Origin of the sequence: Cellulomonas sp. Y8 (genome assembly GCF_008033115.1) — a bacterium.
Lineage (GTDB): Bacteria > Actinomycetota > Actinomycetes > Actinomycetales > Cellulomonadaceae > Cellulomonas.
This window is the reverse complement of record NZ_CP041203.1, coordinates 701,119-727,259: the sequence shown is the minus strand read 5'-3', so window position 1 is coordinate 727,259 and position 26,141 is coordinate 701,119. Positions and strand designations below refer to the sequence as shown.

Annotated in this window: 23 protein-coding genes and 1 pseudogene; 12 read left to right on the top strand and 12 right to left on the bottom strand. The window is 74.8% G+C overall.

Translation table 11 applies throughout. The annotated features are described in order from the left end of the window. Positions 1-36: 36 nt before the first annotated feature. A complete protein-coding gene (locus FKM96_RS03255) occupies positions 37-4,029 on the bottom strand; it encodes a multifunctional oxoglutarate decarboxylase/oxoglutarate dehydrogenase thiamine pyrophosphate-binding subunit/dihydrolipoyllysine-residue succinyltransferase subunit (RefSeq protein WP_147794022.1) in 3,993 nt (1,330 codons plus the stop codon). Positions 4,030-4,193: 164 nt separating this feature from the next. After that, the gene (locus tag FKM96_RS03250) at positions 4,194-5,486 is read right to left on the bottom strand and encodes a multidrug effflux MFS transporter (RefSeq protein ID WP_147794021.1); all 1,293 of its coding nucleotides are present in this window, start codon (positions 5,484-5,486) and stop codon (positions 4,194-4,196) included. Between the two features lie 104 nt (positions 5,487-5,590). Here FKM96_RS03250 and FKM96_RS03245 point away from each other — a divergent pair, with 104 nt between their 5' ends. Further along, positions 5,591-6,118, top strand: a complete 528-nt coding sequence (locus FKM96_RS03245) for a MarR family winged helix-turn-helix transcriptional regulator (RefSeq protein WP_210417356.1) — start codon at positions 5,591-5,593, stop codon at positions 6,116-6,118. On the opposite strand, the gene FKM96_RS03240 is transcribed toward FKM96_RS03245, so the two are convergent. The 5 genes from FKM96_RS03240 to FKM96_RS03220 form a co-directional block, all read right to left on the bottom strand. Beyond that, positions 6,105-7,283: an RtcB family protein gene (locus tag FKM96_RS03240; protein WP_147794020.1), complete on the bottom strand. Its 1,179-nt coding sequence runs from the start codon at positions 7,281-7,283 to the stop codon at positions 6,105-6,107. The genes FKM96_RS03245 and FKM96_RS03240 overlap by 14 nt on opposite strands. Positions 7,284-7,355: 72 nt before the next feature. Beyond that, entirely contained in the window at positions 7,356-8,165 is an 810-nt protein-coding gene (locus tag FKM96_RS03235; protein ID WP_147794019.1) for an ABC transporter permease, read from the bottom strand. After that, complete coding sequence (locus tag FKM96_RS03230) at positions 8,162-9,142, bottom strand: ABC transporter ATP-binding protein (RefSeq protein ID WP_147794018.1); 981 nt, start codon at positions 9,140-9,142, stop codon at positions 8,162-8,164. The genes FKM96_RS03235 and FKM96_RS03230 overlap by 4 nt, the downstream gene beginning before the upstream one ends. A 97-nt stretch (positions 9,143-9,239) precedes the next feature. Continuing rightward, positions 9,240-10,337 (bottom strand): ATP-binding protein, encoded by a 1,098-nt coding sequence (locus FKM96_RS03225; protein WP_246855173.1) that lies wholly within the window; start codon positions 10,335-10,337, stop codon positions 9,240-9,242. After that, positions 10,334-11,134, bottom strand: coding sequence for a response regulator transcription factor (locus tag FKM96_RS03220; RefSeq protein ID WP_147794017.1), 801 nt, complete (start codon positions 11,132-11,134; stop codon positions 10,334-10,336). The genes FKM96_RS03225 and FKM96_RS03220 overlap by 4 nt, the downstream gene beginning before the upstream one ends. 186 nt (positions 11,135-11,320) lie before the next feature. Between FKM96_RS03220 and FKM96_RS03215 the strand changes: the two genes are divergently transcribed. The 3 genes from FKM96_RS03215 (at position 11,321) to FKM96_RS21880 (ending at position 14,839) form a co-directional block, all read left to right on the top strand. Next, positions 11,321-12,649, top strand: coding sequence for a hemolysin family protein (locus FKM96_RS03215; protein ID WP_210417355.1), 1,329 nt, complete (start codon positions 11,321-11,323; stop codon positions 12,647-12,649). Continuing rightward, positions 12,646-13,704, top strand: a complete 1,059-nt coding sequence (locus tag FKM96_RS03210) for a hemolysin family protein (protein ID WP_147794016.1) — start codon at positions 12,646-12,648, stop codon at positions 13,702-13,704. The genes FKM96_RS03215 and FKM96_RS03210 overlap by 4 nt, the downstream gene beginning before the upstream one ends. A 259-nt stretch (positions 13,705-13,963) precedes the next feature. Beyond that, positions 13,964-14,839, top strand: coding sequence for a M15 family metallopeptidase (locus FKM96_RS21880; protein WP_147794015.1), 876 nt, complete (start codon positions 13,964-13,966; stop codon positions 14,837-14,839). 66 nt (positions 14,840-14,905) lie between these two features. Here FKM96_RS21880 and FKM96_RS03200 read toward each other — a convergent pair whose 3' ends face one another. Then, complete coding sequence (locus FKM96_RS03200; RefSeq protein WP_147794014.1) at positions 14,906-15,829, bottom strand: aldose 1-epimerase family protein; 924 nt, start codon at positions 15,827-15,829, stop codon at positions 14,906-14,908. Positions 15,830-15,916: 87 nt separating this feature from the next. Between FKM96_RS03200 and prfB the strand changes: the two genes are divergently transcribed. From prfB to smpB, 6 genes are all read left to right on the top strand, one after another. Continuing rightward, a protein-coding gene (gene prfB, locus FKM96_RS03195) for a peptide chain release factor 2 (protein ID WP_147794013.1) occupies positions 15,917-17,033 on the top strand; the annotation gives its coding sequence in 2 pieces (ribosomal slippage) (positions 15,917-16,060 and positions 16,062-17,033; 1,116 coding nt in all). 196 nt (positions 17,034-17,229) lie between these two features. Next, positions 17,230-17,919 carry a cell division ATP-binding protein FtsE gene (gene ftsE / locus FKM96_RS03190; protein WP_147794012.1) on the top strand — a complete coding sequence of 230 codons (690 nt, stop codon included), beginning with the start codon at positions 17,230-17,232 and terminating at the stop codon, positions 17,917-17,919. A gap of 12 nt (positions 17,920-17,931) precedes the next feature. Continuing rightward, positions 17,932-18,849 (top strand): permease-like cell division protein FtsX, encoded by a 918-nt coding sequence (gene ftsX / locus FKM96_RS03185; protein ID WP_147794011.1) that lies wholly within the window; start codon positions 17,932-17,934, stop codon positions 18,847-18,849. Positions 18,850-18,859: 10 nt separating this feature from the next. Next, positions 18,860-19,987, top strand: a complete 1,128-nt coding sequence (locus FKM96_RS21255) for a hypothetical protein (RefSeq protein ID WP_246855172.1) — start codon at positions 18,860-18,862, stop codon at positions 19,985-19,987. Then, on the top strand, positions 19,879-20,196 hold the full coding sequence (locus tag FKM96_RS03175; protein WP_246855323.1) for a M23 family metallopeptidase: 318 nt from the start codon (positions 19,879-19,881) through the stop codon (positions 20,194-20,196). Before FKM96_RS21255 ends, FKM96_RS03175 begins: the two co-directional genes overlap by 109 nt. A 107-nt stretch (positions 20,197-20,303) precedes the next feature. Then, positions 20,304-20,774, top strand: a complete 471-nt coding sequence (gene smpB, locus FKM96_RS03170) for an SsrA-binding protein SmpB (protein ID WP_147794009.1) — start codon at positions 20,304-20,306, stop codon at positions 20,772-20,774. Positions 20,775-20,888: 114 nt separating this feature from the next. Here the strand turns inward: smpB and FKM96_RS03165 are convergent, their stop codons facing one another. The 3 genes and pseudogenes from FKM96_RS03165 to FKM96_RS22060 all read right to left on the bottom strand — a co-directional run bounded on the left by FKM96_RS03165 (position 20,889) and on the right by FKM96_RS22060 (position 23,063). Beyond that, complete coding sequence (locus tag FKM96_RS03165) at positions 20,889-22,385, bottom strand: thioredoxin domain-containing protein (RefSeq protein WP_147794008.1); 1,497 nt, start codon at positions 22,383-22,385, stop codon at positions 20,889-20,891. 247 nt (positions 22,386-22,632) lie between these two features. After that, positions 22,633-22,746: pseudogene (locus FKM96_RS22065) on the bottom strand (DUF255 domain-containing protein); the annotation flags it as partial. Between the two features lie 20 nt (positions 22,747-22,766). Next, complete coding sequence (locus tag FKM96_RS22060; protein WP_371300480.1) at positions 22,767-23,063, bottom strand: DUF255 domain-containing protein; 297 nt, start codon at positions 23,061-23,063, stop codon at positions 22,767-22,769. Positions 23,064-23,183: 120 nt separating this feature from the next. Between FKM96_RS22060 and FKM96_RS03155 the strand changes: the two genes are divergently transcribed. Next, complete coding sequence (locus FKM96_RS03155) at positions 23,184-24,023, top strand: alpha/beta fold hydrolase (RefSeq protein ID WP_168216858.1); 840 nt, start codon at positions 23,184-23,186, stop codon at positions 24,021-24,023. After that, on the top strand, positions 24,017-24,727 hold the full coding sequence (locus FKM96_RS03150) for a triacylglycerol lipase (protein ID WP_147794006.1): 711 nt from the start codon (positions 24,017-24,019) through the stop codon (positions 24,725-24,727). The genes FKM96_RS03155 and FKM96_RS03150 overlap by 7 nt, the downstream gene beginning before the upstream one ends. A gap of 39 nt (positions 24,728-24,766) precedes the next feature. Here the strand turns inward: FKM96_RS03150 and FKM96_RS03145 are convergent, their stop codons facing one another. Continuing rightward, entirely contained in the window at positions 24,767-26,140 is a 1,374-nt protein-coding gene (locus tag FKM96_RS03145) for an NAD(P)/FAD-dependent oxidoreductase (RefSeq protein ID WP_147794005.1), read from the bottom strand. Position 26,141 lies beyond the last annotated feature (1 nt).

The following is a 26,141-nucleotide window of genomic DNA, read 5'->3' as shown; positions in this document are numbered from 1 at the left end:
TCGAGGGGCGGCCGGCCTCCGTGCGTGCGGTGTGCGTCAGCGCTCGAACGCCGCCCGCAGGATCTCCGCCTGCTCGGCCTGGTGCGCCTTCGCCGAGCCGGCCGCGGTCGAGGCGGACGCCGGGCGGGACACGGCCCGGACCGGCGCGCCGACGACCGGCGGCAGCGCGAGGGAGACGTACGACCACGGGCCCTGGTTCCGCGGCTCGTCCTGGACCCACACCAGCTCGGCCCCGTCGAACGGCGCGAGCGCCGCGCGGATCCCGTCGTGGTCGAGCGGGTACAGCTGCTCGAACCGGACGATCGCGGTCCGCTCGTCGCCTCGCTTCTCGCGCTGGGCCACGAGGTCCCAGTAGAGCTTGCCGGAGCAGAGCAGCACGCGGTCGACCCCGGCGGCCGAGGCGGCGGCGCGCTCGTCGCCGATCACCGGCCGGAACGTGCCGGACGTGAAGTCCTCGACGTTCGACGCGCCCGCCTTGAGCCGCAGCATCGACTTCGGGGTGAAGACGATGAGCGGGCGGCGCGGCCGGGCGTAGGCCTGGCGGCGCAGCAGGTGGAAGTACGACGCCGGGGTGGTCGGCTGGGCCACGGTCATGTTGCCCTCGGCCGACATCTGCAGGAACCGCTCGATGCGGGCCGACGAGTGGTCCGGCCCCTGGCCCTCGTAGCCGTGGGGGAGCAGCAGCACGACGGACGAGTGCTGGCCCCACTTCTGCTCGGCGGAGGAGATGAACTCGTCGATGACGGTCTGCGCGCCGTTGACGAAGTCGCCGAACTGCGCCTCCCACAGCACCAGGGCGTCCGGGCGCTCGACGGAGTAGCCGTACTCGAAGCCGAGCGCCGCGTACTCCGACAGCGACGAGTCGTAGACCCAGAACTTGGCCTGGTCCGCCGACAGGTAGAGCAGCGGGGTCCACTCGGCGCCGGTCTCCCGGTCGTGCAGGACCGCGTGCCGCTGCACGAAGGTGCCGCGGCGGGAGTCCTGCCCGGCGAGGCGCACCGGCGTGCCCTCGATCAGCAGCGAGCCGAACGCGAGGATCTCGCCGAAGCCCCAGTCGATGCCGCCCTCGCGGGACATCTGCTCCCGCTTGGCGAGCAGCTGCGCGAGCTTCGGGTGGATCGTGAAGCCCTCCGGCGCTCGCACGTGCGCGGCGCCGATCCGCTCCAGAACCTTGGCGGGCGCGGCGGTCTGCCAGCCGATGATGACGCCGGCGTCCTCGCGCTGGGACTCCGGGCGCTCCAGGCCGGCCACCGGCTCGGCGTCGGGCGACGGCGGGGTCCAGCCCTCCTCGCGGGTCTCCGCGAACACCCGCTCGAGCTGCGCCTGGTAGTCGCGCAGCACGTGCTCGGCCTCCTCGAGCGTGATGTCCCCGCGGGACACCAGCGCCTCGGTGTAGAGCTTGCGGACCGAGCGCTTGGCCTCGATGAGGTTGTACATCAGCGGCTGGGTCATCGAGGGGTCGTCGCCCTCGTTGTGGCCGCGGCGGCGGTAGCAGACCATGTCGATGATCACGTCGCGGTCGAACTGCTCGCGGTACTCGAACGCGAGCTCGGCGACCCGCACGCACGCCTCGGGGTCGTCGCCGTTGACGTGGAAGATCGGGACCTGCAGGCCCTTGGCCACGTCGGTGGCGTACTGGGAGGAGCGCGAGGACGACGGGCCGGTGGTGAAGCCGACCTGGTTGTTGATGACGACGTGGATGGTGCCGCCGGTGCGGTAGCCGCGCAGCTGGGCCAGGTTGAGGGTCTCGAAGACCACGCCCTGCCCGGCGAACGCCGCGTCGCCGTGGATGAGGATCGGCAGCACGGAGAACCCGTCGCCGCCGAGGTCGATCCGGTCCTGCTTGGCGCGGACGATGCCCTCGAGCACCGGGTCCACCGCCTCGAGGTGGGACGGGTTCGCGGCCAGGTAGACGCGGGTGGACGCCCCGGACTCGGCGTGGAACACGCCCTCGGTGCCCAGGTGGTACTTGACGTCGCCGGAGCCCTGCACGGACTTGGGGTCCTGGTTGCCCTCGAACTCGCTGAAGATCTGGCCGTACGACTTGCCCGCGATGTTCGCGAGCACGTTGAGCCGGCCGCGGTGCGCCATGCCGATGGCCACCTCGTCCAGCCCGCCCTCGGCGGCGCGGGACAGCACGGCGTCCAGCAGCGGGATGACGGACTCGCCGCCCTCCAGGGAGAACCGCTTCTGGCCGACGTACTTGGTCTGCAGGAACGTCTCGAACGCCTCGGCGGCGTTGAGGCGGCGCAGGATGCGGAGCTGGTCCTCGCGCGGCGTGGGGGCGTAGCCCGCCTCCAGCCGCTCCTGGAGCCAGCGACGCTGCCGCGGGTCCTGCAGGTGCATGTACTCGAAGCCGGTGGTGCGGCAGTACGAGTCGCGGAGCAGGCCGAGCACCTGGCGCAGGGTGGCCCGCGGCCGGCCGGTGAACCCGCCGGTCGGGAACGTGCGGTCCAGGTCCCACAGCGACAGGCCGTGCGTCTGCACGTCCAGGTCGGGGTGCTTGCGCAGGCGGTAGGCCAGCGGGTCCGTGTCGGCCATGAGGTGGCCGCGCGACCGGTAGGAGTGGATGAGCTCGGCGATCCGCGCGGGCTTGATGGCCTCGGCGTCGGGGTCGGCCGCCTCCTTGACCCAGCGGATGGGCTCGTAGGGCACGCGCAGGGACGCGAACACCCGGTCGTAGAAGCCGTCCTCGCCGAGCAGCTTGCGGTGCAGGATGCGCAGGAAGTCGCCGGACTGGGCGCCCTGGATGACGCGGTGGTCGTAGGTGGACGTCACCGTCAGCACCTTCGACACGCCCATCTTGTTGAGCTGCTCGTCCGAGGTCCCCTGGAACTCGGCCGGGTAGTCCATCGCGCCGACGCCGATGATCGTGCCCTGGCCCTGCATGAGCCGCGGCACGGAGTGCACCGTGCCGATGGTGCCGGGGTTGGTCAGCGACAGCGTGGTGCCGGCGAAGTCGTCGACGCCGAGCTTGCCGCCGCGGGCGCGCCGCACCACGTCCTCGTACGCGTTCCAGAACTGCGCGAAGTCGAGCGTCTCGGCCTGCTTGATGCTCGGGACGAGGAGCTGGCGGGTGCCGTCCGGCTTGGCCAGGTCGATCGCGAGGCCCAGGTTGACGTGCGCCGGCGTGACGTAGCCGGGCTTCCCGTCGACGAGCGTGTACGCGGTGTTCATCGCGGGCATCTCGCCGACCGCCTCGACCAGCGCGAAGCCGATGAGGTGCGTGAACGAGATCTTGCCGCCACGGCCGCGGGCGAGGTGGTTGTTGATGACGATCCGGTTGTCGACCAGCAGCTTGGCCGGGATGGCGCGCACCGACGTCGCGGTGGGCACCTCCAGGCTGGCCTCCATGTTGGTGACCACCCGGGCGGCCGGGCCGCGCAGGCGCTGGGTCTCGTCGGACGCCTCGGGCACCTCCTGCTCCGCCTCGCGGGCGGCCTTGGCGGCCGGGGCGTAGGGGGCGGTCGCGGGCTGCGCCGTCGCCACCGGGGAGGTGGTGGGGGCGGGCTCCGGATCCCGCGGCGCGGGCTGCTCCTGGGGTCGGGTGGCCTCCGGGGCGGGGGCGGGCGGGACCGCGCCCCCGGTGTCCGCGGGGCGCTCGGCGACGGGCGCCGCGACGGTGCCCGGGCGCTCGCCGGCGGGTGCGCCCGGCGCGGGGCGCGGTCGGCCGCCTCGCGGGGCGTGGGCGCGTCCCCCGACGCGCCCGGGGCCGCGGGGGCAGCGGGTGCCGGGGCGCTCGCGGTGCCGGCGGGGCGCGGCGTCGACCACGCCGTTCCCCCCGGTGCTCCCCGCGCCGCCCCCGTCCGCGACCGCCCCCGACGTCGTCGTGGCGGGCGCCGAGGGCTTGTAGCCCTCGAAGAAGTCCCACCACGCCGGGTCGACCGACGTCTTGTCCTGGAGGTACTGCTCGTACAGCTCGTCCACCAGCCACGTGTTCGCGCCGAAGTCGGCACGGTTCACGTCTGGCTCCGCATGCTGGGACACGCGAGGATCGCCCACTTCCTCCGCGGTCACGGACCGCGTCATCGCCGGATCAGTTCGTGGACCACCCTACGTCCTGACCGGGCGTCATCTCCCCTCGGGGAGCGCGGCGCGCGGACGGTTCACACGGTTGTCACACGGCTGGTCCGGCGGGGGTGTCAGGCTCCCCATCTGCGGGTCTGCGCCGGGTCGAGGACGTGTCAACTCGGTCATGCGCCTGCCGGGACGACCTCCTCGGCGCGAGCGGGGGCGGTGGCGGCGAACCGCGCCGCGAGCACGGCGCCCACCGCCAGCACCAGCATCGTCACCGCCATCGGCACGGCGGTCCGCTCGCCCGCCAGGCCGACCAGCGGGGACACCGCGGCGCCCACGCCGAACTGCAGCGCGCCCATCACGGCGGACCCGGTGCCGGCGGCGTGCGCGACCTCGTCGGTGGCCAGCGTCGTGGCGTTGCCGAACACCAGCCCGAGCGAGCTGACGGCGAGGAACAGCAGGACCAGCGTCGGCCACCGGGGGAGGCCGAGCAGCACCACGTCGAGCAGCAGGAGCACGCTCAGCACCGCCACCGCCGCGACGCCGACGGCCAGCAGCCGCTGCGGCGCGAACCGGTCCACGAGCCGGGTGCCCAGACCCGCGACGACGCCGAGGCCGAGCGCGTTCGCCGCGAACGCCACCGAGTACGCGCCGACCGACAGCCCCAGGACGTTCTGCAGCACGAACGGCGACGCCGAGATGTACGCGAACATCGCCGCGAACCCGAGCACCAGCGCGCCGGTCCAGCCGAGGTAGCGGCGGTTGCCGAGCACGGAGCGGGCGTCGCGGAGCGTGGCGGCGAGCCCTCCGTCGGTTCGGGCGTCGCGCGGCCGGGTCTCCGGCACCAGGGCCAGGACGCCGACCAGCATGAGCGCGCTGAGCCCGGCGAGGATGCCGAACACCCCGCGCCAGCCGACGGCGGTCACCAGCGTGCCGCCGAGCAGCGGGGCCGCGACGGGCGCGACGCCCTGGATCAGCATCATGATCCCGAACAGCTTCGCGGCGGCGGTGCCCCGGGCGCGGTCGGCGACCACGGCCCGGCTGAGCACCACGCCCGCGGCGCCGGCGAAGCCCTGGACGAACCGCGCGGCGATCAGGAACCCGATCGACGGGGCGAGGGCGCACGCCAGCCCGGCGGCGGCGCACAGGGCGCTGCCGGCGATGAGCAGCCCGCGGCGGCCGCGCTGGTCGGACAGGGGGCCGATCACCAGCTGCCCGAGCGCCAGCCCGACCATGAACGTGGTCAGGGACAGCTGCACGGCGGTCGCGGTGGTGCCGAGGTCGACGGCCAGCTGCGGGAAGGCGGGCAGGTACATGTCGGTCGCCAGCGGGGCGATCGCGGTGAGCAGCGCGAGCACGACGGTGGTGGCGAGCGGGAGCGCGCGGCGCGGCGGGGTCGCGTCGGCGGCCGGTGCGGCGTCGGCGGTCGGGGTGGCGGCAGGCACGGCGGTGCCCGGGGCAGCGGTCATGGGGTGTGCTCCAGCACGGGGGAGGGCGGCGCGGTGCCGCGGACCGGAGCATCATATCTATGAACTCATATATGTCCGTTCATAGGCGCTGCTAGCCTCCCGGAGTGACCCGACTCCGCCCCGCCGACGACGCCGGGGCCGACCCCGAGACCGACCCCGCGGCCGACGAGCTCCGGCTCCTCGCCGTCGCGCTGCACGACCTGTCCCGCGCGGTGCGCCGGGCCGAGGGCGCGCACGACGGTGGGCTGCCCCCGCTGCCGCCGACCGAGTTCGAGGTGATGCGCTACGTCGACGCGCACCCGGGCACGAGCGTCGGCGGTGTGGCCGCGGGGCTCGACCTGCGGCAGAGCAACGTGAGCGCCGCGCTGCGCGGCCTCGTCGGTCGCGGGCTGGTCGAGCGCGCCGCGGACGCAGACGACCGCCGGGTGACCCGGCTGCACCCGACCTCCCACGCCCGGGCCCGCCGCGAGCCGGTCGAGGCCGGGTGGGCCCGCGCGCTCGGAGCGGCGCTCGCGGGCATGGCGACCGAGGACGCGGACGCCGTGCGGCGAGCCGCCGCCCCGCTCGCCCGCCTCGCCGCGCGGACGCGGGCGGCGGGGGAGCGGGACGGCGACGGCCTCAGTCGCCCTTGACGTTCACGACCTGGCGCAGCACGTGCCGCACCTCGACGAGGTCGGCGGCGTCCGCCATCACCTGGTCGATGTCCTTGTACGCCGCCGGGATCTCGTCGAGGAAAGCGTCGGTGTCCCGGTACTCGATCCCCGCCATCGCCTCCCGGAGCTGGTCCCGGGTGAACAGCCGCCGGGGGGCGGACCGGGAGTGGGCCCGGCCGGCGCCGTGCGGGCTCGACGTCAGCGACAGCGGGTCGCCCTTGCCGGCCACCACGTAGGACGCGGTGCCCATCGACCCGGGGATCAGGCCGGGCTCCCCGCGCCGCGCCCGGATCGCGCCCTTGCGGGACACCCACACCGTCTTCCCGAAGTGCTGCTCCTGCTCGGTGAAGTTGTGGTGGCAGTTGACCCGCTCGGCCTCGTCGACCGGCGCACCCATGTGGGCCCCGATCGCCGCGACGACGCGGTCCATCATCTCCTCGCGGTTGGCGGCGGCGAAGTCCTGCGCCCACCGCAGCTCGCGGACGTAGGCCCAGAACTCGTCGGTGCCCTCGACCAGGTAGGCGAGGTCGGGGTCGGGCAGCGGGATCCACCACCGCCGGCACAGCTCGGCCGCGACGGCGATGTGGTGCTGCGCGATCTTGTTGCCGACGCCCCGGGAGCCGGAGTGCAGGAACAGCCAGACGGTGCCGGTCTCGTCCACCGAGACCTCGATGAAGTGGTTGCCGGAGCCGAGCGAGCCGAGCTGCAGCCGCCAGGTCCCGGCGTACCGGCCGGGGTCGAACCCGGCTTCCGCGGCAGCGGCCTCGAGGTCGGCCACCCGCGCCGCGGCGGTGTCGGTGAGCGCGGTGTTGTACCCGCCTGCCGACACCGGGACGGCGGCCTCGATCGCCTCGCGCAGCGGGGTGAGGGGACCGGCCGCGCGCAGCTCGTCCTCGGACCAGGCGGTGCGCACGGCGATCATGCCGCAGCCGATGTCCACCCCGACGGCGGCCGGGATGATCGCGCGGAGCGTCGGGATCACCGACCCCACCGTCGCGCCCTTGCCCAGGTGGGCGTCGGGCATCAGGGCCACGTGCGGGTGCACGAACGGCATCGTGGCGGTGCGGACGGCCTGCTCGCGGGTCTTCGGCTCGAGGATCGACGCCCAGCTGACCAGGTGCTTCGAGAGGTGCTCGCGGCTCATGGCGGGATCATGGTCGCTCCGGCCGCCGGCGGTCGCGCTGATTTCGCGCGCCCGCCGGCGGCCGTCACCTGGTCAGGTGATGTCGCGCTTCAGCGTCGTGAACCGCCCCAGGACGGCGAGCAGCACCGCGTACCCGACGAGCACCGCGGCACCCGCGGCCGGCCCGAGCAGCGAGCCCGCGCCGGTGGCGGAGTAGAACGACCCGCCGCTGATCGCCTCGCCGGCCGCGCCGGGCAGGAACTTGCCGATCGGGGCGGTCGCGTCGTTCAGGCCGAGCACCAGCCGGGCGATCGGCTCCACGAACTGCGTGAACGCGAGCACGACGACGATCGCGACCACCTGGTTCGGCATCGCGAAGCCGAGGCCGACGCCCACGACGCACCAGACGGTGAGGGCCAGCGCGGTCCGGGCGATGATGCCCCAGACCTCGCCCTCGCCGAGCAGGTTCGGCGCGTCGGTGAACGCGAACGCCAGCGCGCCCGCGCCGACGGTCGCGAGCGTGCCGAGCACGCCGTACAGCACGCCCACGGGGATGCTCGCGACGAGCTTCGCGACGACGAACCGGTTGCGGTCCGGCTGCGCCAGCAGGGTCGGGGTGAGCGTCCGGTGCCGGAACTCGGCGGTGACGGACAGCAGGCCGACCAGGAGCGGCAGCGCGTACCCGAACGAGGCGGGCAGCGTGTAGACCGCGGTGACGACGGCCATCGGGTCGGCCACGACCGGCGCGCCGTCGGTGCCGGACACCTCGGCGCCGTCGAAGGTGAACGCGAACGCCATCGCGGCGCCCATGAACGCCATGTAGCCGATCATCACGATCAGCAGCACCCACCACGTCCGGGTGGTGACGATCTTCCGGTACTCGGAGACCAGGGAGTCCTTCATCGCGCACCTCCGGCGGGGGCGTCGGTCGGGGCGGGGGCGGGGCCGTCGGCGGGCGCCGCGTGCGCGCCGCGGGCCGGGGCGGGGGCGGTGAGCCGGAGGAACACGTCCTCCAGGCCGACGCCGTGGGCCGCGAGCTCGTGCAGCTCGAGGCCGGCGGCGAACGCCGCGTGCCCCACGGTGGCGACGTCGGTGCCGACGAGCTCGGCGACGCCGGGCGCCCCGGCGACCCGCTGCCAGCCCGCGCGGGCGACCAGCGCGTCGAGCGCGGCACCGTCGGGGGAGGCGACCCGGACCCGCGGCTCGGCCAGCCCGCTGAGCTCGGCGAGCGTGGAGGCGTGCACGAGCCGCCCGCCGGCGATGATGACGACGTCGTCCACGGTCTGCTGGACCTCGGACAGCACGTGCGAGGACACCAGCACCGTGCGGCCCTGGGCGGCGAGCGCCCGCAGCAGGTCGCGCAGCCAGCGGATGCCCTCGGGATCCAGCCCGTTGGCCGGCTCGTCGAGCAGCAGCACCGGCGGGTCGCCGAGCAGCGTGGTCGCCAGCGCGAGCCGCTGCCGCATGCCGAGCGAGAACCCGCCGACCCGGCGCTTCGCGGCTCCGGCGAGGCCGACCAGGTCGAGGACCTCGTGCGCCCGGGCATCCGGCACGCCGGCCTGCGGCGCGTACAGCCGCAGGTGGTCCAGCGCCGTGCGGCCGGGGTGGAAGTCGGCGGCCTCGAGGGCGGCGCCGACGGTGCGCATCGGGCGGTCGAGCGCCGTGTACCGCCGGCCCCCGATGGTGGCCGTGCCCGACGTCGGCTGCACGAGACCGAGCAGCATCCGCAGGGTGGTCGTCTTGCCGGCGCCGTTGGGGCCCAGGAACCCGGTCACCCGACCGGGGCGGACCGTGAAGCTCAGGTCGTCCACGGCCCGGACCTGGCCGAACGTCTTCGTGAGGTGGGAGACCTCGATGGCGTGCGTCGCGTCGGGTGGCATGTCTCGACCCTAGGGACCGACCCGCGCGCCGCGGATCAGCCGCGAGGTGGAACCCGGGGGTGGCCGCGCCTCCGCCGCCCGGGGGAGCCCGGCAGGCTCAGAAGGCCGCGGTCGCCGGCCGGGACGTCCGCCGCGACGGCAGCATGACCCGCATCGTGCAGCCCGTGTCGCTGTCCGCGACCTCGACCGTCCCGCCGTGCAGCGTCACCGCCCACCGGACGATCGACAGCCCCAGGCCGGTGCCGCCGGTCGAGATCTGGCCGGTGATCGCCGGGGAGTTCCCGCGGGCGAACCGCTCGAACACCCGCTCGCGCTGGTCGGCCGCGATGCCGGGACCCTGGTCGATCACGTCGAGCCGGACCCAGCCGCCGGCCCGGTGCGCCTCCAGCCGGACCGGGGCGCCCCGCGGGGAGTGCCGGACGGCGTTCTGGACGAGGTTGGCGACCACCTGGTGCAGCCGCTCGCGGTCCGCCGGGAGGGTGAGCTCCGGCGGGTCGACGACCACGGGGAACGTCAGGTCCTTCGACGCGCCGACGAGGCGGCCCTCCTGCGCCGCCTCCTCCAGGAACTGCTGCACGGGGACGTCGGTCACCTGCAGGTCGACGGCGCCCGCCTCCAGCCGGGACAGGTCCAGCAGGGTGGCGACCAGCCGGCTGAGGCGCTGGGTCTGCGCGAGCGCGGCCTTCATCGTCTCGGGGTCCGGGTCCTCGACGCCGTCGACGATGTTCTCCAGCTGCGCCTGCAGGGCGGTCACCGGCGTGCGGAGCTCGTGCGACACGTTGGCGACCATCTCCCGGCGCAGCAGGTCCGCCTGCTCGAGGTCGTCGGCCATCCGGTTGAACGCCGTCGCGAGCTCGCCGACCTCGTCCCGGCTGGTCGCGCGCACCCGGCGGCTGTAGTCGCCGGCGGCCATCGCCCGGGCGGCGGAGGTCATCTCGCGCAGCGGGGACGTCATGCCGCGGGCGAGCACCTGCGTCATCACCAGCGCGAGGACGATCACGATGGGGAACGTCCGGGACGGGCCGAGCGCGTTGTTCAGCCCGATCCAGGTCAGGAGCGCCGCCACGAACACCGCGGCCGCGACCAGGACGCCGAGCTTGATCTTGATGGACCGCAGCCGGTCGAGCGGGCGGACGTCCGGCAGCCGGCCCACGCGCGCCGGGCGCTGGTGCCGGGGAGGGGTCGGCACCGTCACGCCGGGCCGCCTCCCGGGGTGGCCGTGCCCGCCGCGCCGGCCGGCTCCAGGGCGTAGCCGACGCCGTGCACGGTGCGGATCAGGTCGGCGCCGAGCTTCCTGCGCAGGGCCTTCACATGCGAGTCCACCGTGCGGGTCCCGGAGGCGTCCACCCAGTCCCAGACCTCGGCCAGCAGGCGCTCGCGGGTGAGCACGGTCCGCGGGCTGGCGGCGAGGGCGAGCAGCAGGTCGAACTCCGTCGGCGTGAGGTGCACCTCCTCGCCCGCGCGGTGCACGCGGCGCTGCGCGCGGTCGATGACCACGTCGCCCACGGCGACCGGCGGCTCGGCGGACTCGGTGCCCGCGGCGGCGAGCTCGGCGGCGAGGGCTGCGCGCTGCTGGCGGCGCAGCAGCGCCTTGACCCGCGCGACGAGCTCGCGCATCGAGAACGGCTTCGTCATGTAGTCGTCGGCCCCGACGCCGAGGCCGATGAGCATGTCGGTCTCGTCGTCGCGCGCCGTCAGCATGAGGACGGGCACCGGGCGGTCCGCCTGGATCCGGCGGCACACCTCGAGGCCGTCGATGCCGGGCAGCATCACGTCGAGCACGACGACGTCGGGCGCGAGGCGCGCGGCGGCGTCGACCGCCTGCAGGCCGTCGCCGACCGTCTCGACCTGCCAGCCCTCGGCGGCGAGCCGTCGCGCGACCGCGGTGGCGATGGCCGGCTCGTCCTCGACCACGAGGACCGAGGTGGATGCGGCGCCCGGGGCGCCCGCGGGGGTTCCGGCACCGGCGCCGGGGCGGGATGCGAAGGTCATCTCGCCAGCGTAGAGCGCGCGTGTGGAGGTTTCGTATGATTGCGCCACCATGAGCAGCTCAAGTCGCTGCCGGCGTCCCACCCGGGCCGACGTGCCCGGGGGAGACCATGCCGGCCCTTCCTGCCTCCTGACCCACCCCGTGCGCGTCCCGGTACCGCCGGGCGTGCGCGCCGCGGGTGGTGACCCGTGCTGACCGACTGGTTGCTCGTCGCGCTCGGCGTCGTGCTCACCGCCGGCACCGCGGTGTTCGTCGCGAGCGAGTTCTCCCTGGTCACGCTCGACCCCGGGGTCGTCGAGGGCCAGACCCGGCCCGACGACCGCCGCGGGCAGAGCGTGCTCAAGGCGCTCCGCCGGCTGTCGACGGAGCTCTCCGGCGCCCAGGTCGGCATCACCGTCACCACGGTGCTGCTCGGCTACACCACGCAGCCTGCCGTCAACGCGCTGCTGGCCGAGCCGCTGCGCGGGTCGTTCCTCGGCCCGGCGATCGGCGGCGCGGTCGCGCTCGTCGTCACGCTGGTGCTGGTGAACGGGTTCTCGATGCTGTTCGGCGAGCTGGTGCCGAAGAACTTCGCGATCAGCCGCCCGCTGGGCACCGCGCGCTGGGTCGCGCCGCTGCAGGCCGGCTTCACCTCCGCGCTGCGCCCGCTGATCACCCTGTTCAACTCCAGCGCCAACGCGCTGCTGCGGCGCATGGGCGTCGAGCCGCGGGAGGAGCTGTCCGGCGGCCGGTCGCCGCAGGAGCTCGCCGCCCTGGTGAAGCGGTCGGCCCAGCAGGGCACCCTCGACGAGTCGACGGCGACCCTGCTGACCAACTCGATCGAGTTCACCGACCTCACCGCGGTCGATGTGATGACCGACCGGCAGCGCGTCGTCACGCTCCGCCGCGCGGACACCGCCGCCGACGTCGTCCGGCTGTCCCGCGAGACCGGGCACTCCCGGTTCCCGGTGATCGGCGACGACTCGGACGACGTCGTGGGCCTGGTGCACCTGCGCCGGGCCATCGGCGTGCCGTACGAGCGGCGCGACGAGGTGCCCGCCGCCGCGCTGATGATCGACGCGCCGCGGGTCCCCGAGACGGTGCACCTCGGCCCGCTGCTGGTCGAGCTCCGTGAGCACGGGATGCAGATGGCCGTCGTCGTCGACGAGTACGGCGGCACGTCGGGCGTGGTGACCCTGGAGGACGTCGTCGAGGAGCTGGTGGGCGACGTCGCGGACGAGCACGACCGCCGGCGCACGGCCGCCTCGCGGCGCGCGGACGGCGCCTGGGTGGTGTCGGGCCTGCTGCGCCCGGACGAGCTCACCGAGACCACGGGCCTCGTCGTCCCGGAGGACGGCCCGTACGAGACGCTGGGCGGCCTGGTGATGGCCGCGCTCGGGCGGGTGCCCGAGGCCGGGGACGAGGTGCGCGCGGGCGACGTGCTGCTCCGCGTCGAGACCATGGCCCGCCGCCGCGTCGAGCGCGTGGTGGTCCAGCCGGCCCGTGCGGCCGCCGATGCCGAGGGGGCGGCCCGATGAGCCCCGGGGTGGCCCTGGCGCTCGCGGTCGCGCTGCTCGCGGGCAACGCCTTCTTCGTCGCGGCCGAGTTCGCGATCATCTCCGCGCGGAGGTCGGCGATCGAGCCGCTGGCCGCGGCCGGCGACCGCCGCGCGACGACCGTGCTGTGGGCGATGGAGCACGTCTCGCTCATGCTCGCCTGCGCCCAGCTCGGCGTGACCGTCTGCTCCACCAGCCTGGGCCTGGTGGCGGAGCCGGCGATCGCGCACCTGATCGAGGACCCGCTGCACGCGGTCGGCGTCAGCACGAGCCTGGCGCACCCGATCGCGTTCGTCGTGGCGCTGCTCGTGGTGGTCTACCTGCACGTCGTGCTCGGCGAGATGGTGCCGAAGAACCTGGCCGTGTCCGGCCCGGACCGCGCGGTGCTCGTGTTCGGCCCGCCGCTGGTCTGGATCGGGCGGGTCGTGCGCCCGGTCATCGCGGCGCTGAACTGGATCGCCAACCACGTGCTCCGGCTGTTCCGGGTGGACCCGCGCGACGAGGTCGCCTCGGCGTTCACGGCCCAGGAGGTGCAGTCGATCGTCGAGCAGTCGCAGGCGGAGGGGCTGCTGGACGACGAGCAGGGCCTCCTGTCCGGCGCGCTGCAGTTCTCCGACCGCACGGCGGCCGAGGTGATGGTCCCGCTCGCGGACCTCGTCACCGTCCCCGTCGACGCGACGCCGGACGAGGTCGAGCGGCTGGTCGCCCGGACGGGCTACAGCCGGTTCCCGGTGCTCGGCCGCGGCGACGTGCCCACGGGCTACCTGCACGTGAAGGACGTGCTCTACGCGGACGACGGCTCCCGCCGGCTGCCGGTGCCGACGTGGCGGGTGCGCGCGCTCGCCGTCGTGGCACCGGGCGACGAGGTCGAGGAGGCGCTGGCCGCCATGCAGCGCTCCGGCGTGCACCTCGCGCGCGTCGAGGACGACGGCGGGGCGGTCGGCGTCGTGTTCCTGGAGGACATCCTCGAGGAGCTCGTCGGCGAGGTCCGGGACGCGATGCAGCGGGGCGCGTTCCGGCACCGCGCGGGGGCCTGACGGCCCCGGACTGGGCCGAACGTGGGACCTTCGTCACACGACAGGGTGAGCCCGGTGGGTGAACGCGCGCGACACGCCGATGATCCGTCAGCTACCCCCCGGTCGGGGGGTTGGAACGGGCACCCCGGTGCCGTTATGGTTTCGTGATCGATCACCCGGATCCCCCTGACGGTGACGCCTCGGCGCCCCGCCCCTTCCCGGGTGTCGCCCCTCGTCCGTCGGCGGCTCCTCGCCGCCTGCCCGTGAGCTCGGAGGTCCCGTGGCGTCGCACCGCGTGCAGCCCGCCGACGCCGGCGCCCCCACCCGACGCCAGCTCCGCGAGGCGGGCCGCACGCGACCCGCCGCCGCGTCCGCCGACGCCGCCCCCGCGTCCGCCGACGCCGCCCCCGCGGCGGTCGCCGTCACCGAGCACCGGCGGCGCACCAGCCCGGCCGCCCGGTGGGGCACCCGCGCCGGCGTGCTCGTCACGCTGGCCGCCGTCACGGTCGCGATCCCGCTCTCCCAGGGCGCCGCGCGCAGCGAGGACGGCTTCACGGACGCCGAGGCCGACGCGACGCTGCCCAGCACCGTCGAGGCGCTCACCTCCTCCGCGACGTCCGTGCTCCCGCCGGCCTCGCTCGTGTCGGGCGACGCCACCGCGCTGCGCGCGCAGGTGGACGTCAGCCGCAGCCAGGAGCGCGAGATCCTGCCCGGCTGCGACGGCGAGGCCAACCCGGCCAGCGCGAACGGCCAGGTCCCGCAGTCCGACCTCTGCTACCTCTGGGACGGCAAGACCCAGCTGCGCGCCGACGCCGCCGAGGCGCTCGCCGAGCTCAACGCCATGTGGGTGACCCGGTGGGGCACCGACCTGTGCCTGTCCAGCGGCTACCGCACGCTCGCCGAGCAGCGGGCGGTCAAGGCCGCCAAGGGCTCGCTCGCCGCACCCGCCGGCCGCAGCAACCACGGCTGGGGCCTCGCGGTCGACCTGTGCACCTCGCAGACCACCGGCGCGCAGTGGGAGTGGCTGAACGACAACGCGCCGGTGTTCGGCTGGGAGAACCCCGACTGGGCGCGCCCCGGCGGATCCGGCCCCTACGAGCGCTGGCACTGGGAGTACACCAAGGGCGTCATGGCCGACGGCGAGTACTACGGCTGACGCCCCGCCCGCACGAGAACGGCCCCGCCTCCTCCGGGAGGCGGGGCCGTCGTCGTCCGGGGCCGATCAGGCCAGCGTCATGCCCCAGGTGACCTCGTGCGTGGCGCCCGGCTCGAGGCGCACCAGGCGCTCGCCGGTGCGGAACGCGTCCGCGATGCAGCTCATCGGCTCGGCGGCGACGCCGCGGCGGTCGATCTTCGGGATGCCGTTGCCGGTGCACACCTGCCAGGTGTCCATCGAGGAGTCCATCCACATCGCGGCGCCGTGGCCGTCGGGGGAGCCGAGCACGATCCAGGACAGGCCGTCGGCGTCCCGGGTCACGTCGACGAACGCGTCGTCCAGCGCCACGCCGGCGAGCGGCTGCGGGGCGCGGCGGTCCTCGGCGCCCGACAGCGGGCGCGTGCCGGTCGGCAGCAGCCGGTCGTCGACCGTCACCTGCGACGCGGCGTCGACCCGCAGCGTGCAGTCGTCCACGGCGGCGTCGCCGGGGGACAGCCACGGGTGGAAGCCGATGCCGTACGGCGCCGCGGTCGCCCCCAGGTTGGTCGCGGCGACGTGCACGCGCAGCCCGGCGTCGGACAGCGAGTAGGTGACGTCGACGCGCAGCGACCACGGGTAGCCCGGCGTCGGGACCAGGTCGTGGCGCAGCGTGACGGAGGTGTCGCCGTCGGGGCCGGACCCGGAGGCGACCTTCGCGTACCGGACCTGGGCCACCAGGCCGTGCAGGGCGGTCATCCGGTCGGGCTCGGTGACGGGGACCTGGTAGTCGGTGCCGTCCCAGGTGTACTGCCCGTCCCGCAGCCGGTTGGGCCACGGGGCGAGGACGGCGCCGGAGAAGGCGGGCGCGAGGTCGGACTCGTCGAACGGCAGCACGACGTCGCGGCCGCCGACGCTGTAGGCGCGGACGCTGGCCCCGACCTCGGCGATCACGGCGCGGTGGGCGCCGTGGGCGAGGGCGTGCTGCTGTCCGGAGGGTGCGGGCGTGTTCACGCTCACACCGTAGCGGCCGGGGGTCCCGGGTCGGGCGAACGCGTCCCGTGACCCCGCACCGCCCGGCAGCCGGTAGCCTGGACCGTCGTGGCAGCCACCGACTTCCCCGCCGAGATCCGCGACCTGCGCAGCACCCTGCAGTCCATCCAGGCGGTGTCCGACCCCACGGCCCTCCGGGCGAAGATCGCCGACCTCTCCGAGCAGGCGTCCGCCCCCGACCTGTGGGACGACCCCCGAGTCCGCCCAGAAGGTCACCAGCGCGCTGAGCGCCGCGCAGTCCGAGCTCGACCGCGTCGACAAGCTCGGCGGCCGGATCGACGACCTCGAGACCCTCGTCGAGATGGCGACGGAGGACGGCGGCGACGCCGAGACCCTCGCGGAGGCGGAGGCGGAGCTCGTCTCGATCCGCAAGGACCTGGGCGAGCTCGAGGTCCGCACGCTGCTGAACGGCGAGTACGACCAGCGCGAGGCGGTGACGATCCGCGCGGGCGCCGGCGGCGTGGACGCGGCCGACTTCGCCGAGATGCTCATGCGGATGTACCTGCGGTGGGCGGAGCGGCACGGCTACCCGACGACCGTGCTCGACACGTCGTACGCGGAGGAGGCCGGCCTGAAGTCGGCGACGTTCGAGGTGAAGGCGCCGTACGCGTTCGGGCACCTGTCGGTCGAGGCCGGCACGCACCGCCTGGTGCGCATCTCGCCGTTCGACAACCAGGGCCGCCGGCAGACGTCGTTCGCGGCGGTCGAGGTCATCCCGCTGATCGAGCAGAGCGACGACAACATCGAGATCCCCGAGTCGGAGATCAAGGTCGACGTGTTCCGCTCGTCCGGCCCGGGCGGGCAGTCGGTCAACACGACGGACTCCGCGGTCCGCATGACGCACATCCCGACCGGCATCGTCGTGTCGATGCAGAACGAGAAGTCGCAGATCCAGAACCGCGCGGCGGCGCTGCGCGTGCTCCAGTCCCGCCTGCTCCTGGTCCGCAAGGCCGAGGAGGACGCGAAGAAGAAGGAGCTCGCCGGCGACATCAAGGCGTCCTGGGGCGACCAGATGCGCTCGTACGTGCTGCACCCGTACCAGATGGTCAAGGACCTGCGCACCGAGCACGAGGTGGGGAACACCTCCGCGGTGTTCGACGGCGACATCGACGGGTTCATCGAGTCGGGGATCCGCTGGCGCCGCCAGGCGGCCGTCGAGGCCTGATCCGCGGGCTGCGGCCGCTCGGCACGCGGCAGAACCGGGCATTTCGCCCGGAACGCGGGCGGTGGGGCGACTCACAGGTTCGCGCGCGGCGTGTCACGGACGGGTCACGACGGGCGGCTGCCTACGCTCGACGCGGCCAGGTCCCGCACCACCCTCCGCACGCCCTCAGTCCCCGACCGGCTGGCCGCAGAACCCCGTGATCAGATTCGAGAACGTCACCAAGGTCTACGCGCGCGGCGCGCGCCCCGCGCTGGACCACATCAGCCTCGAGGTCGAGCGCGGCGAGTTCGTGTTCCTCGTCGGCGCGTCCGGCTCCGGCAAGTCGACCTTCCTGCGGCTGGCGCTGCGCGAGGAGCGGCCCTCGGCGGGCAAGGTCTTCGTCGCGGGCAAGGACCTCACCACCCTGTCGTCGTGGAAGGTCCCGCACCTGCGCCGCCAGATCGGCGCGGTGTTCCAGGACTTCCGGCTGCTGCACAACAAGACCGTGTTCGAGAACGTGGCGTTCGCGCTCCAGGTGATCGGCAAGCCGCGGCACCACATCCTCACCACCGTGCCCGACGTGCTCGAGATGGTCGGGCTGGCCGGCAAGGAGAAGCGCCGCCCGCACGAGCTGTCCGGCGGCGAGCAGCAGCGCGTGGCGATCGCGCGCGCGTTCGTGAACCGGCCGTCGATCCTGCTGGCCGACGAGCCCACCGGCAACCTCGACCCGACCACCTCCCTGGGGATCATGCGCCTGCTCGACCGGATCAACCGCACGGGCACCACGGTCGTCATGGCGACGCACGACGACGAGATCGTCGACCAGATGCGCAAGCGGGTCGTGGAGCTGTCCGGCGGCGAGATGGTGCGCGACCAGTCGCGCGGCGTCTACGGCTCGGACCGCTGAGGGGGGATCGACGTGCGACTGCAGTTCATCCTCTCGGAGATCGGCATCGGCCTGCGCCGGAACCTCTCCATGACCATCTCGGTCGTCCTGGTCACCTTCGTGTCGCTGACCTTCGTGGGCGCCGCCGCGCTGCTGCAGATGCAGATCGGCAAGATGCAGGACGACTTCTACGGCAAGGTCGAGGTCGCGGTGTACCTCTGCCCGGCCGGGACCTCCTCGGAGCCCACCTGTGCCGGCGGCGAGGTCACCGACGACCAGAAGCAGGCGATCCTCGACGCGCTCGACGCGCCGGACGTGTCCCCGTACATCGAGAGCGTCACGGCGGAGTCCAAGGAGCAGGCGTTCGAGACGTTCCAGCGCCAGTTCGAGGGCCAGTACTGGGCCCAGGTGATGACCGTCGACGACATGAACGAGTCGCTGCGGATCAAGCTCACCGACCCGGAGAAGTTCGAGGTCGTCGCCGACGTGCTGCAGGGGCGGCAGGGCGTCGAGACCGTGCAGGACCAGCGCGAGCTCTACAACACGCTCTTCCGGGTGCTGAACTCCGCGACCCTGCTGTCGCTCGGCCTCGCAGGGGTGATGCTGCTCGCCGCCGTGCTGCTCATCACGACGACGATCCGGCTGTCCGCGCTCAGCCGCCGGCGCGAGACCGGGATCATGCGCATGGTCGGCGCGTCCAACCTGTTCATCCAGCTGCCGTTCATGCTCGAGGGCGCGATCGCCGCCACGATCGGCGCGGCGCTGTCCGTCGCCGGGCTGTGGGCCGGCGTGCGGTACCTCGTGACCGACTGGCTGGGCGGCCAGGTCGCGTGGATCCCGTACGTCACCATCAACGAGGTGTGGCAGGTGGCGCCGTTCCTGGTGGCGGCCGCGATCCTGCTCGCCGCGATCTCGTCCCTGGTCACCCTGAGCCGCTACACGAAGGTCTGAGATGGCGAGCATGCGCACCCGCACCCCCCGCCGCGCGCGCGGCACCCGCGCCGTCGCGGCGTCGCTCGCCGGCGCGCTCGCGGTGCTGCTCGGGCTGACCGCGGCCGGGTCCGCGGTCGGCGACGACCTCGACGACCGGCAGGCCGCGCTCCAGCGCCAGCAGCAGCAGAACGAGCAGCAGCGGGCCGACGCCGAGGCGGCGCTGGAGGGGCTCAGCACGCAGTACCAGCAGACCGCGCAGGACCTGCTCGCGGTCCAGCAGCAGCTCGCCCCGGCGCAGGCCGCGCTCACCGCGGCGCAGGCGGCGCTGGCCGGCTACGAGCGCGAGGCGGAGCTCATCGCCGCGCGGCTGCAGGACGCCGAGGACCAGGAGACGTCGATCAGCTCGACGATCGCCACGGACACCCAGCGCTCCGACGAGATCCGCAGCCAGATGCGCCAGATGGCGCGCCAGGCGTACCAGGGCGGCCCGAGCCTGTCCGGCCTCAGCATCATGGTCGGCGCGCAGACCGTCGAGGAGTTCACCGAGCAGTACGGGCTCGCCTCCGCCGCGCAGCGCACCCAGAACCAGGTGCTCGACGAGCTCTCCGACATCGAGGCCGCCAACAAGAACAGCCAGGCGCGGCTCACGGCCGTGCGCGAGCGGATCACCGAGCTCAAGGCCGAGGCCGACGCCAAGGTCGCCGAGGCGGAGCAGGCGCGCCAGGAGGCCGCCGACCGCCAGGCCGAGGTCGAGCGGCTGATCGCGGAGCAGACCGCCAAGCAGCAGGCCCTGGCCTCGCAGAAGGCGGCCGCCGAGGCCGAGGTCGCGTCCATCGACGCGGAGAAGAAGTCGATCGAGTCGGAGCTGACCAAGGTCGCGAACGAGCAGCGGGCCCGCGCCGCCGCGGCCGCCGCGGCGGCGGGGCAGCCCGCGCCCGCCGCCGGCCCGTCTCCGGCGCGGTGTTCGGCAACCCGACGTCGATCAACCCGATCCACGTCACCAGCGAGTACGGCATGCGGCTGCACCCCATCCTCGGGTACTACCGGCTGCACGCGGGCATCGACCTGCGCACCTACTGCGGCACCCCGATCTACGCGGCCCGCGAGGGCACCGTGCAGTGGGCGCGCTGGCGCAACGGGTTCGGCAACCAGGTGATGGTCGACCACGGCCTGTACAACGGCAGCTCGCTGATGACGTCGTACAACCACATGACGAGCTTCGTGGTCGGCGGCGGGCAGCACGTGTCCCAGGGCCAGCTGCTCGGCTACTCGGGCAACACCGGGACGTCGGCGGCCTGCCACCTGCACTTCGAGGTCTACGTCAACGGCGCGACGCAGAACCCGCGGCCGCTGCTCGGCCTGTAGCGGAATCCGGGCGACGCGCGGGGCGGGGCCGGTTAGGCTGCTGCGTCGCCCCCCGGTCCCGTCGGGGCACCCGCACGACCCCCGTGCACGACCCCAGGAGGAGAGTCATGGCCAAGCAGAGCGGTCGGTCGCTCGTCGCGTCCAACCGCAAGGCGCGCCACGACTACCTCATCGAGGACGTGTTCGAGGCCGGCGTCGTGCTGAGCGGCACCGAGGTGAAGGCGCTGCGCGCCGGCCGCGCGTCGCTGGTCGACGGCTGGTGCTCCGTCGACGGCGGCGAGGCCTGGCTCGAGGGCGTGCACATCCCCGAGTACTCGCAGGGGACGTGGACCAACCACGCGCCGCGGCGCAAGCGCAAGCTGCTGCTGCACCGCGAGGAGATCGACCGGCTCGAGGCGAAGACCCGCGAGAAGGGCCAGACGATCATCCCGCTGTCCCTGTACTTCCTCGACGGCCGCGCGAAGGTCGAGATCGCCCTGGCGCGAGGCAAGCGCGAGTACGACAAGCGCCAGGCCCTGCGCGAGCGCCAGGACAACCTCGAGGCGGTCCGCGCCATGCGGGAGAAGCGCGACCGCTGACCCGCGCCGCGCCGCGACCCTGCGCCCGCGTCGCGGATCCGCCGAGAGGGCAACTCTCGGCTGTGGTGCGGGGGTCGCGCACAGCCGAGAGTCGCCATCTCGGCGAGAGAGCCCCTAGGCGAGCGACGCGCGCAGGGCGCCCGGGTCGGTCGTCGGGCGGTCGCAGACGAACCCGCGGCACACGTACGCCGCCGCGCGGTCGCCCACCAGCGGGCGGTCACGCAGCAGGCCCACCGCCGCGGGGTCGGCGGCCACCTCGTCGGGGTCGCCCTGCGCGAGGACAAGGCCGGGTGCGGGGGAACGCAGCGCCGCGCGCACCAGCGCCACCCGGCCGGGGTCGTCCGCCCGGCCGAGCACCGCGACCTCCCGCGGCCCGTCCAGCACCGCCTCGGCGGTCGCCAGCGCCCAGGCCACCGCGCGCGGGTGCCGGTGCGCGATCGACAGCGGCCCGGCGAGCGCGAGCTCCGCGGCGCGCCGGTCGGTCGCCGAGCCGGTCAGCGCCGCGCGGGCGAGCAGAGCGCCCGCCGCGGCCGACTGCCCCGCGGCCGAGGGCCCGTCCGCGACGTCCGGCCGGGTGGAGAGCCGCGCGACGACCGGGTCGGTCTGGTCGTCGGCGGTGTCCCGGAACCCGTGCCCCGGGGCACGGAACCGCGCGAGCACCGTGTCCAGCAGGGCCGACGCCCGTGCCGCCCACCGCGGGTCCCCGGTCACGCCGCCGAGCACTCCGAACCCCTCGGCCACCGCGGCGTAGTCGGTGAGCACCCCGGGCGCCGTCCCCACCGCGCCGTCCCGCGACGTGCGCGCCAGCCGCACCAGCCCGTCCCCGCCCTGGAGCGTGTGCACGGTGTCGAGCAGCTCCGCCGCGTCCCCCGCCGCCGCGACCCACTCGCGGCGCTCCAGGGCGGCGCCCGCCTCGGCGAGCGCGGCGACCGCCAGCCCGTTCCACGCCGCGACCACCTTGTCGTCCCGCGCGGGCTGCGGCCGGGCGGACCGGGCGCGCAGCAGCGCCCGGCGCACCCGCGCGAACCGCACCTCGTCCTCGGGAGCGGGGTCCGCGCGCAGCTGCAGCACGGAGGTGCCCGCCTCGAACGTGCCGGCCTCCGTGACGCCGAACAGCTCCGCCGCCCACGCACCGTCCTCGGCGCCGAGCGCCTCGTCGAGCGTCGCCCGGGTCCACACGTAGGTCGCGCCCTCGACGCCGTCGGTGTCCGCGTCGAGCGAGGAGGCGAACGCGCCCTCGGGCGTCCGCAGGTCGCGCAGCAGCCAGTCCGCGGTGCCCTCGACCACGTGCCGGGCCAGGTCCGACCCGGTGCTGCGCCACCAGTGCACGGCGACCCGGAGCAGCATCGCGTTGTCCTCGAGCATCTTCTCGAAGTGCGGCACTGTCCACGTCGCGTCCACCGCGTACCGGGCGAACCCGCCACCGACCTGGTCGGCCATGCCGCCGCGGGCCATCGCCTCCAGGGTGCCGGTCGCCAGCGCGAGCGCGCGGGCGTCGCCGGTGCGGGCGTGCCGGCGGAGCAGCCACTCCAGGGTCGTCGACGGCGGGAACTTCGGGGCGCCGCCGAACCCGCCGTGCTCGGCGTCGTACGACGCCGCGAGCGCCTCCACCGCGAGGTCGGAGACCCGGGCGACGGCGTCGAGGTCGAGGGCGGCGGTGCCGTCGTCGTCGTCGGCGTCGCCCGCCCCGCGCGCCGGTCGCCGCGTCGGCGCCGTCGGCAGCAGCGCCCTCGGCCGGGGCCGCCCCGTCCGCCGCGGCCCCGCCCGCGGTGCCCGCGCTCGCCGCGGCCCCGCCGCCCAGGTGCGCCAGCAGCTCGGCGGCCCCGCCCCGGACCTCGTCCCGCCGCTCCCGCCACGCCCGGGACAGCGCCTCGAGCACCTGCCCGAACGCCGGCCGCCCGGCCACGGGGACCGGCGGGAAGTACGTGCCGCAGAAGAACGGGTCGCCCTCCGGCGTCGCGAACACCGTCATCGGCCAGCCGCCCTGCCCGGTCATCGCCTGGGGGTCGCCGCCATGTAGGCGGCGTCGAGGTCGGGGCGCTCCTCGCGGTCGACCTTCACGTTGACGAACCGGCTGTTCATCACCGCGGCGACCGCCTCGTCCTCGAAGGACTCGTGCGCCATGACGTGGCACCAGTGGCACGCGGCGTAGCCGATCGACACGAGCAGCGGCACGTCCCGGCGGCGGGCCTCGGCGAACGCCTCCTCGCCCCACTCGTACCAGTCCACCGGGTTCCCGGCGTGCTGGCGCAGGTACGGGCTGGTGCTGCGGGCGAGGCGGTTCGGCATGCGTCCCACTCTCGCCCGGCGCCGCGGGGCCCGCACCCCGCGCGGGTGCCCCGGGTGGCCCGGCGCCGCGGAGTCCGCCAGAGTACGGATCCCGCCCGCTCGACCCCGAGGAGCCCGTCCGTGCTGTCCACGCCCTCCGACACCCCGGCGGACGACCGCGCCGGCGACCGCCTCGACGGGCGCTCCGGCGGCCGGCAGCCGGGGCGGCTGCTCGCCCGGGCCCTCGGCGGCGCGCAGCCGCGCGGGCTCGACCCGGCGGCGGGCGTCGTCGTCACGGACGTCGGGCGCCCGGACGACCCGGCGGTGGTGCTGGTGCACGGCATCGGCGTCTCGGAGCGGTACTACCGCGCCCTGACCCGCGAGCTCGCCACCGACCGCCGGGTCCTCGTCCCGGACCTCCCCGGGTTCGGCCGCAGCCCGCGCCCGGCCCGGGTGCCCACGGTGGGCGACCTCGCGGACGTCGTACTCGCCGTGCTCCGGCACCGCGGGATCGACCGCGCGACGCTGGTCGGGCACTCGATGGGCGCCCAGGTGGTGGCCGAGGCGATGCTCCGGGCGCCCGACGTCGTCGAGCGGGTCGTGCTCATCGGCGCCGTCGTCGACCCGGAGGCGCCGTCGGTGCTCCGCCAGGCGCTGCGGCTCGCGAAGGACGGGCTGCACGAGCCTCCGGGGATCAACGCCGTCGTGGCCAGCGACTACCTGCGGACCGGGCCCTCCTGGTACGCCGCGATGCTCCCGCACATGTTCGCCTACGACACCGCCGCCGCCGTGTCCCGGCTGCCCGGCCCCGCTCTGGTGGTGCGCGGCGAGCACGACCCGGTCTCCTCGCGGGCGTGGGCGCGTCGGCTGGGTGCGCTCGCGGCTCGCGCCGACGTCCGCGAGGTGCCCCGCGCCGGGCACGTCGCGATGGCCAGCCACGCGCCGCTGCTCGCCCGCTGGGTGCGGGAGGGCCCGTGCTGAGCGCGGGGGTGGCCGCCCGCCGCGCGGTCTGGTGGGGCCAGGACTACGCCTACGCCGGCTGGCGGCAGGCGCGCGGGCTGCTGTCCCGGACCTCGCCGGACTCGTACACCCGGCCCGCGCCCGCCCGCCGCCCGCCGGTCCTGCTGCTGCCCGGCGTGTGGGAGACCTGGCGGTTCCTCGAGCCGCTCGCGCGCGGGCTGTTCGCGGGCGGGCACCCGGTGCACGTCGTCGCGCCGTTCGGGCTGAACCGGGGGAGCGTCCCGGACATGGCCGACCTGGCCGCGGCCCAGCTGCTCGACGCCGACCTGCGCGGAGTGGTGGTGGTCGCGCACTCCAAGGGCGGGCTGATCGGCAAGAGCGTCATGGGCCGAACCGACGTCGGCGACCGGGTCCTCGGCATGGTCGCGATCAACACGCCGTTCTCCGGGTCGCCCTACGCGCGGCTGCTTCCCCTGCGGTCGATCCGGACCTTCCTGCCCGACGACGAGGTGCTCACGGCGCTCGCCGCCCAGCGCGCCGACCACGGGCGCATCGTGTCCGTGGCGACGTGCTTCGACCCGCACATCCCGACCGGCAGCGAGCTGCCGGGGGCTCGCAACGTCCGCCTGCAGACGCCGGGGCACTTCCGCTCGCTGACCGATCCGGCGCTGCTCCCGCTGCTGGAGCGGGAGCTCGCGCGCCTCGCGTCGGCCGGCCCCGCCTGACCCGGCAGGGCCGTGCCGGTGAGCGGCGTGGACGGCGGCTCAGTCGTCCAGGACCTGGCGGGTCGGCACCGTGGGCTTGTCGACGCCCCGCGTGCGCAGGGCGCCCCGGCCGACCACCTGCTGCCAGGTGGCCGTGCGCTCGGACCGCCCGCGGCCGATGAAGCTCACGGCCCAGTGCAGCAGCGTCGTGATCCGGTTCTTGAACCCGACCAGGTAGAACAGGTGCACGCCGAGCCAGAGCAGCCAGGCGCCGAACCCGGCCGTCTTGACCGGCCCGATCTTCGCGACGGCCTGGAACCGGGACACCGTCGCGAGCGACCCCTTGTCCTTGTACCGGAAGGGCCCGGCGCTGGGCTCGCCCTGCACACGGCGGACGATCTCCTGCGCGGCGTACCGCCCGGTCTGCATGGCGGCGGGCGCGACGCCCGGCACCCCGGGGCGCAGGGCCATGTCGCCGACGACGAACACCTCCGGGTGCCCGGGCAGCGAGCCGTTGGGCTCGACCCGCACCCGGCCGGCGCGGTCGACCTCGGCGCCGGTCTTCTCGCCGAGCTGCTTCCCGAGCGGCGAGGCCTGCACGCCGGCGGCCCACACCTTGGTCTGCGCCTCGATGGTGGTGCGGTTGCCGTCGCCGTCCTCGACGGTGACGGACTCGTCGTCGACGTCGACGACCTTGTGCCCCATCAGCAGCTCGACGCCCAGGCCCTCGAGCACCCGCGCCGCGGCGTCCTGCAGGTCCTCCGGGTTGCCGGGGAGCACCTTCGGCACCGGGTCGACGAGGAGGATGCGCGCCTGGGTCGGGTCGAGGCGGCGGAACGACCCGCGCAGCGACCGGTGGGCCAGCTCCGCGAGCTGCCCGGCCATCTCGACGCCCGTGGGGCCCGCGCCGACGACGACGAACGTCGTGAGCCGCGCGCGCTCGGCGGGGTCGGTGGCGAGCTCCGCCAGCTCGAACGCGCCGAACACGCGGCCGCGGATCTCCAGCGCGTCGTCGATGCTCTTGAGACCCGGGGCGAAGTCGGCGAACTGGTCGTTGCCGAAGTACGACTGCCCCGAGCCGGCCGCGACGACGAGGCTGTCGTACCGGGTGCGGGTCTCGCCGAGCGGCGAGGACGACACGACCACCCGCTCGTCGAGGTCGATGTCGGTGACGACGCCCAGGAGCGCCCGGGCGTTCCGCTGGCTCCTGAGCACGTCGCGGGTGGCGGGGGAGATCTCGCCCACCGACAGCACCCCCGTGGCGACCTGGTAGAGCAGCGGCTGGAACAGGTGCGTCGCGGTCCCGTCGATCACGGTGACCCGGACGGGGGCGTCGGCCAGCGCCTTGGTGGCGAACAGGCCGCCGAAGCCGGACCCGATCACGACGACGTCGTGCGGCTTGCCGGGCGTGCGCGAGGGGACGGAGGCGCTCATT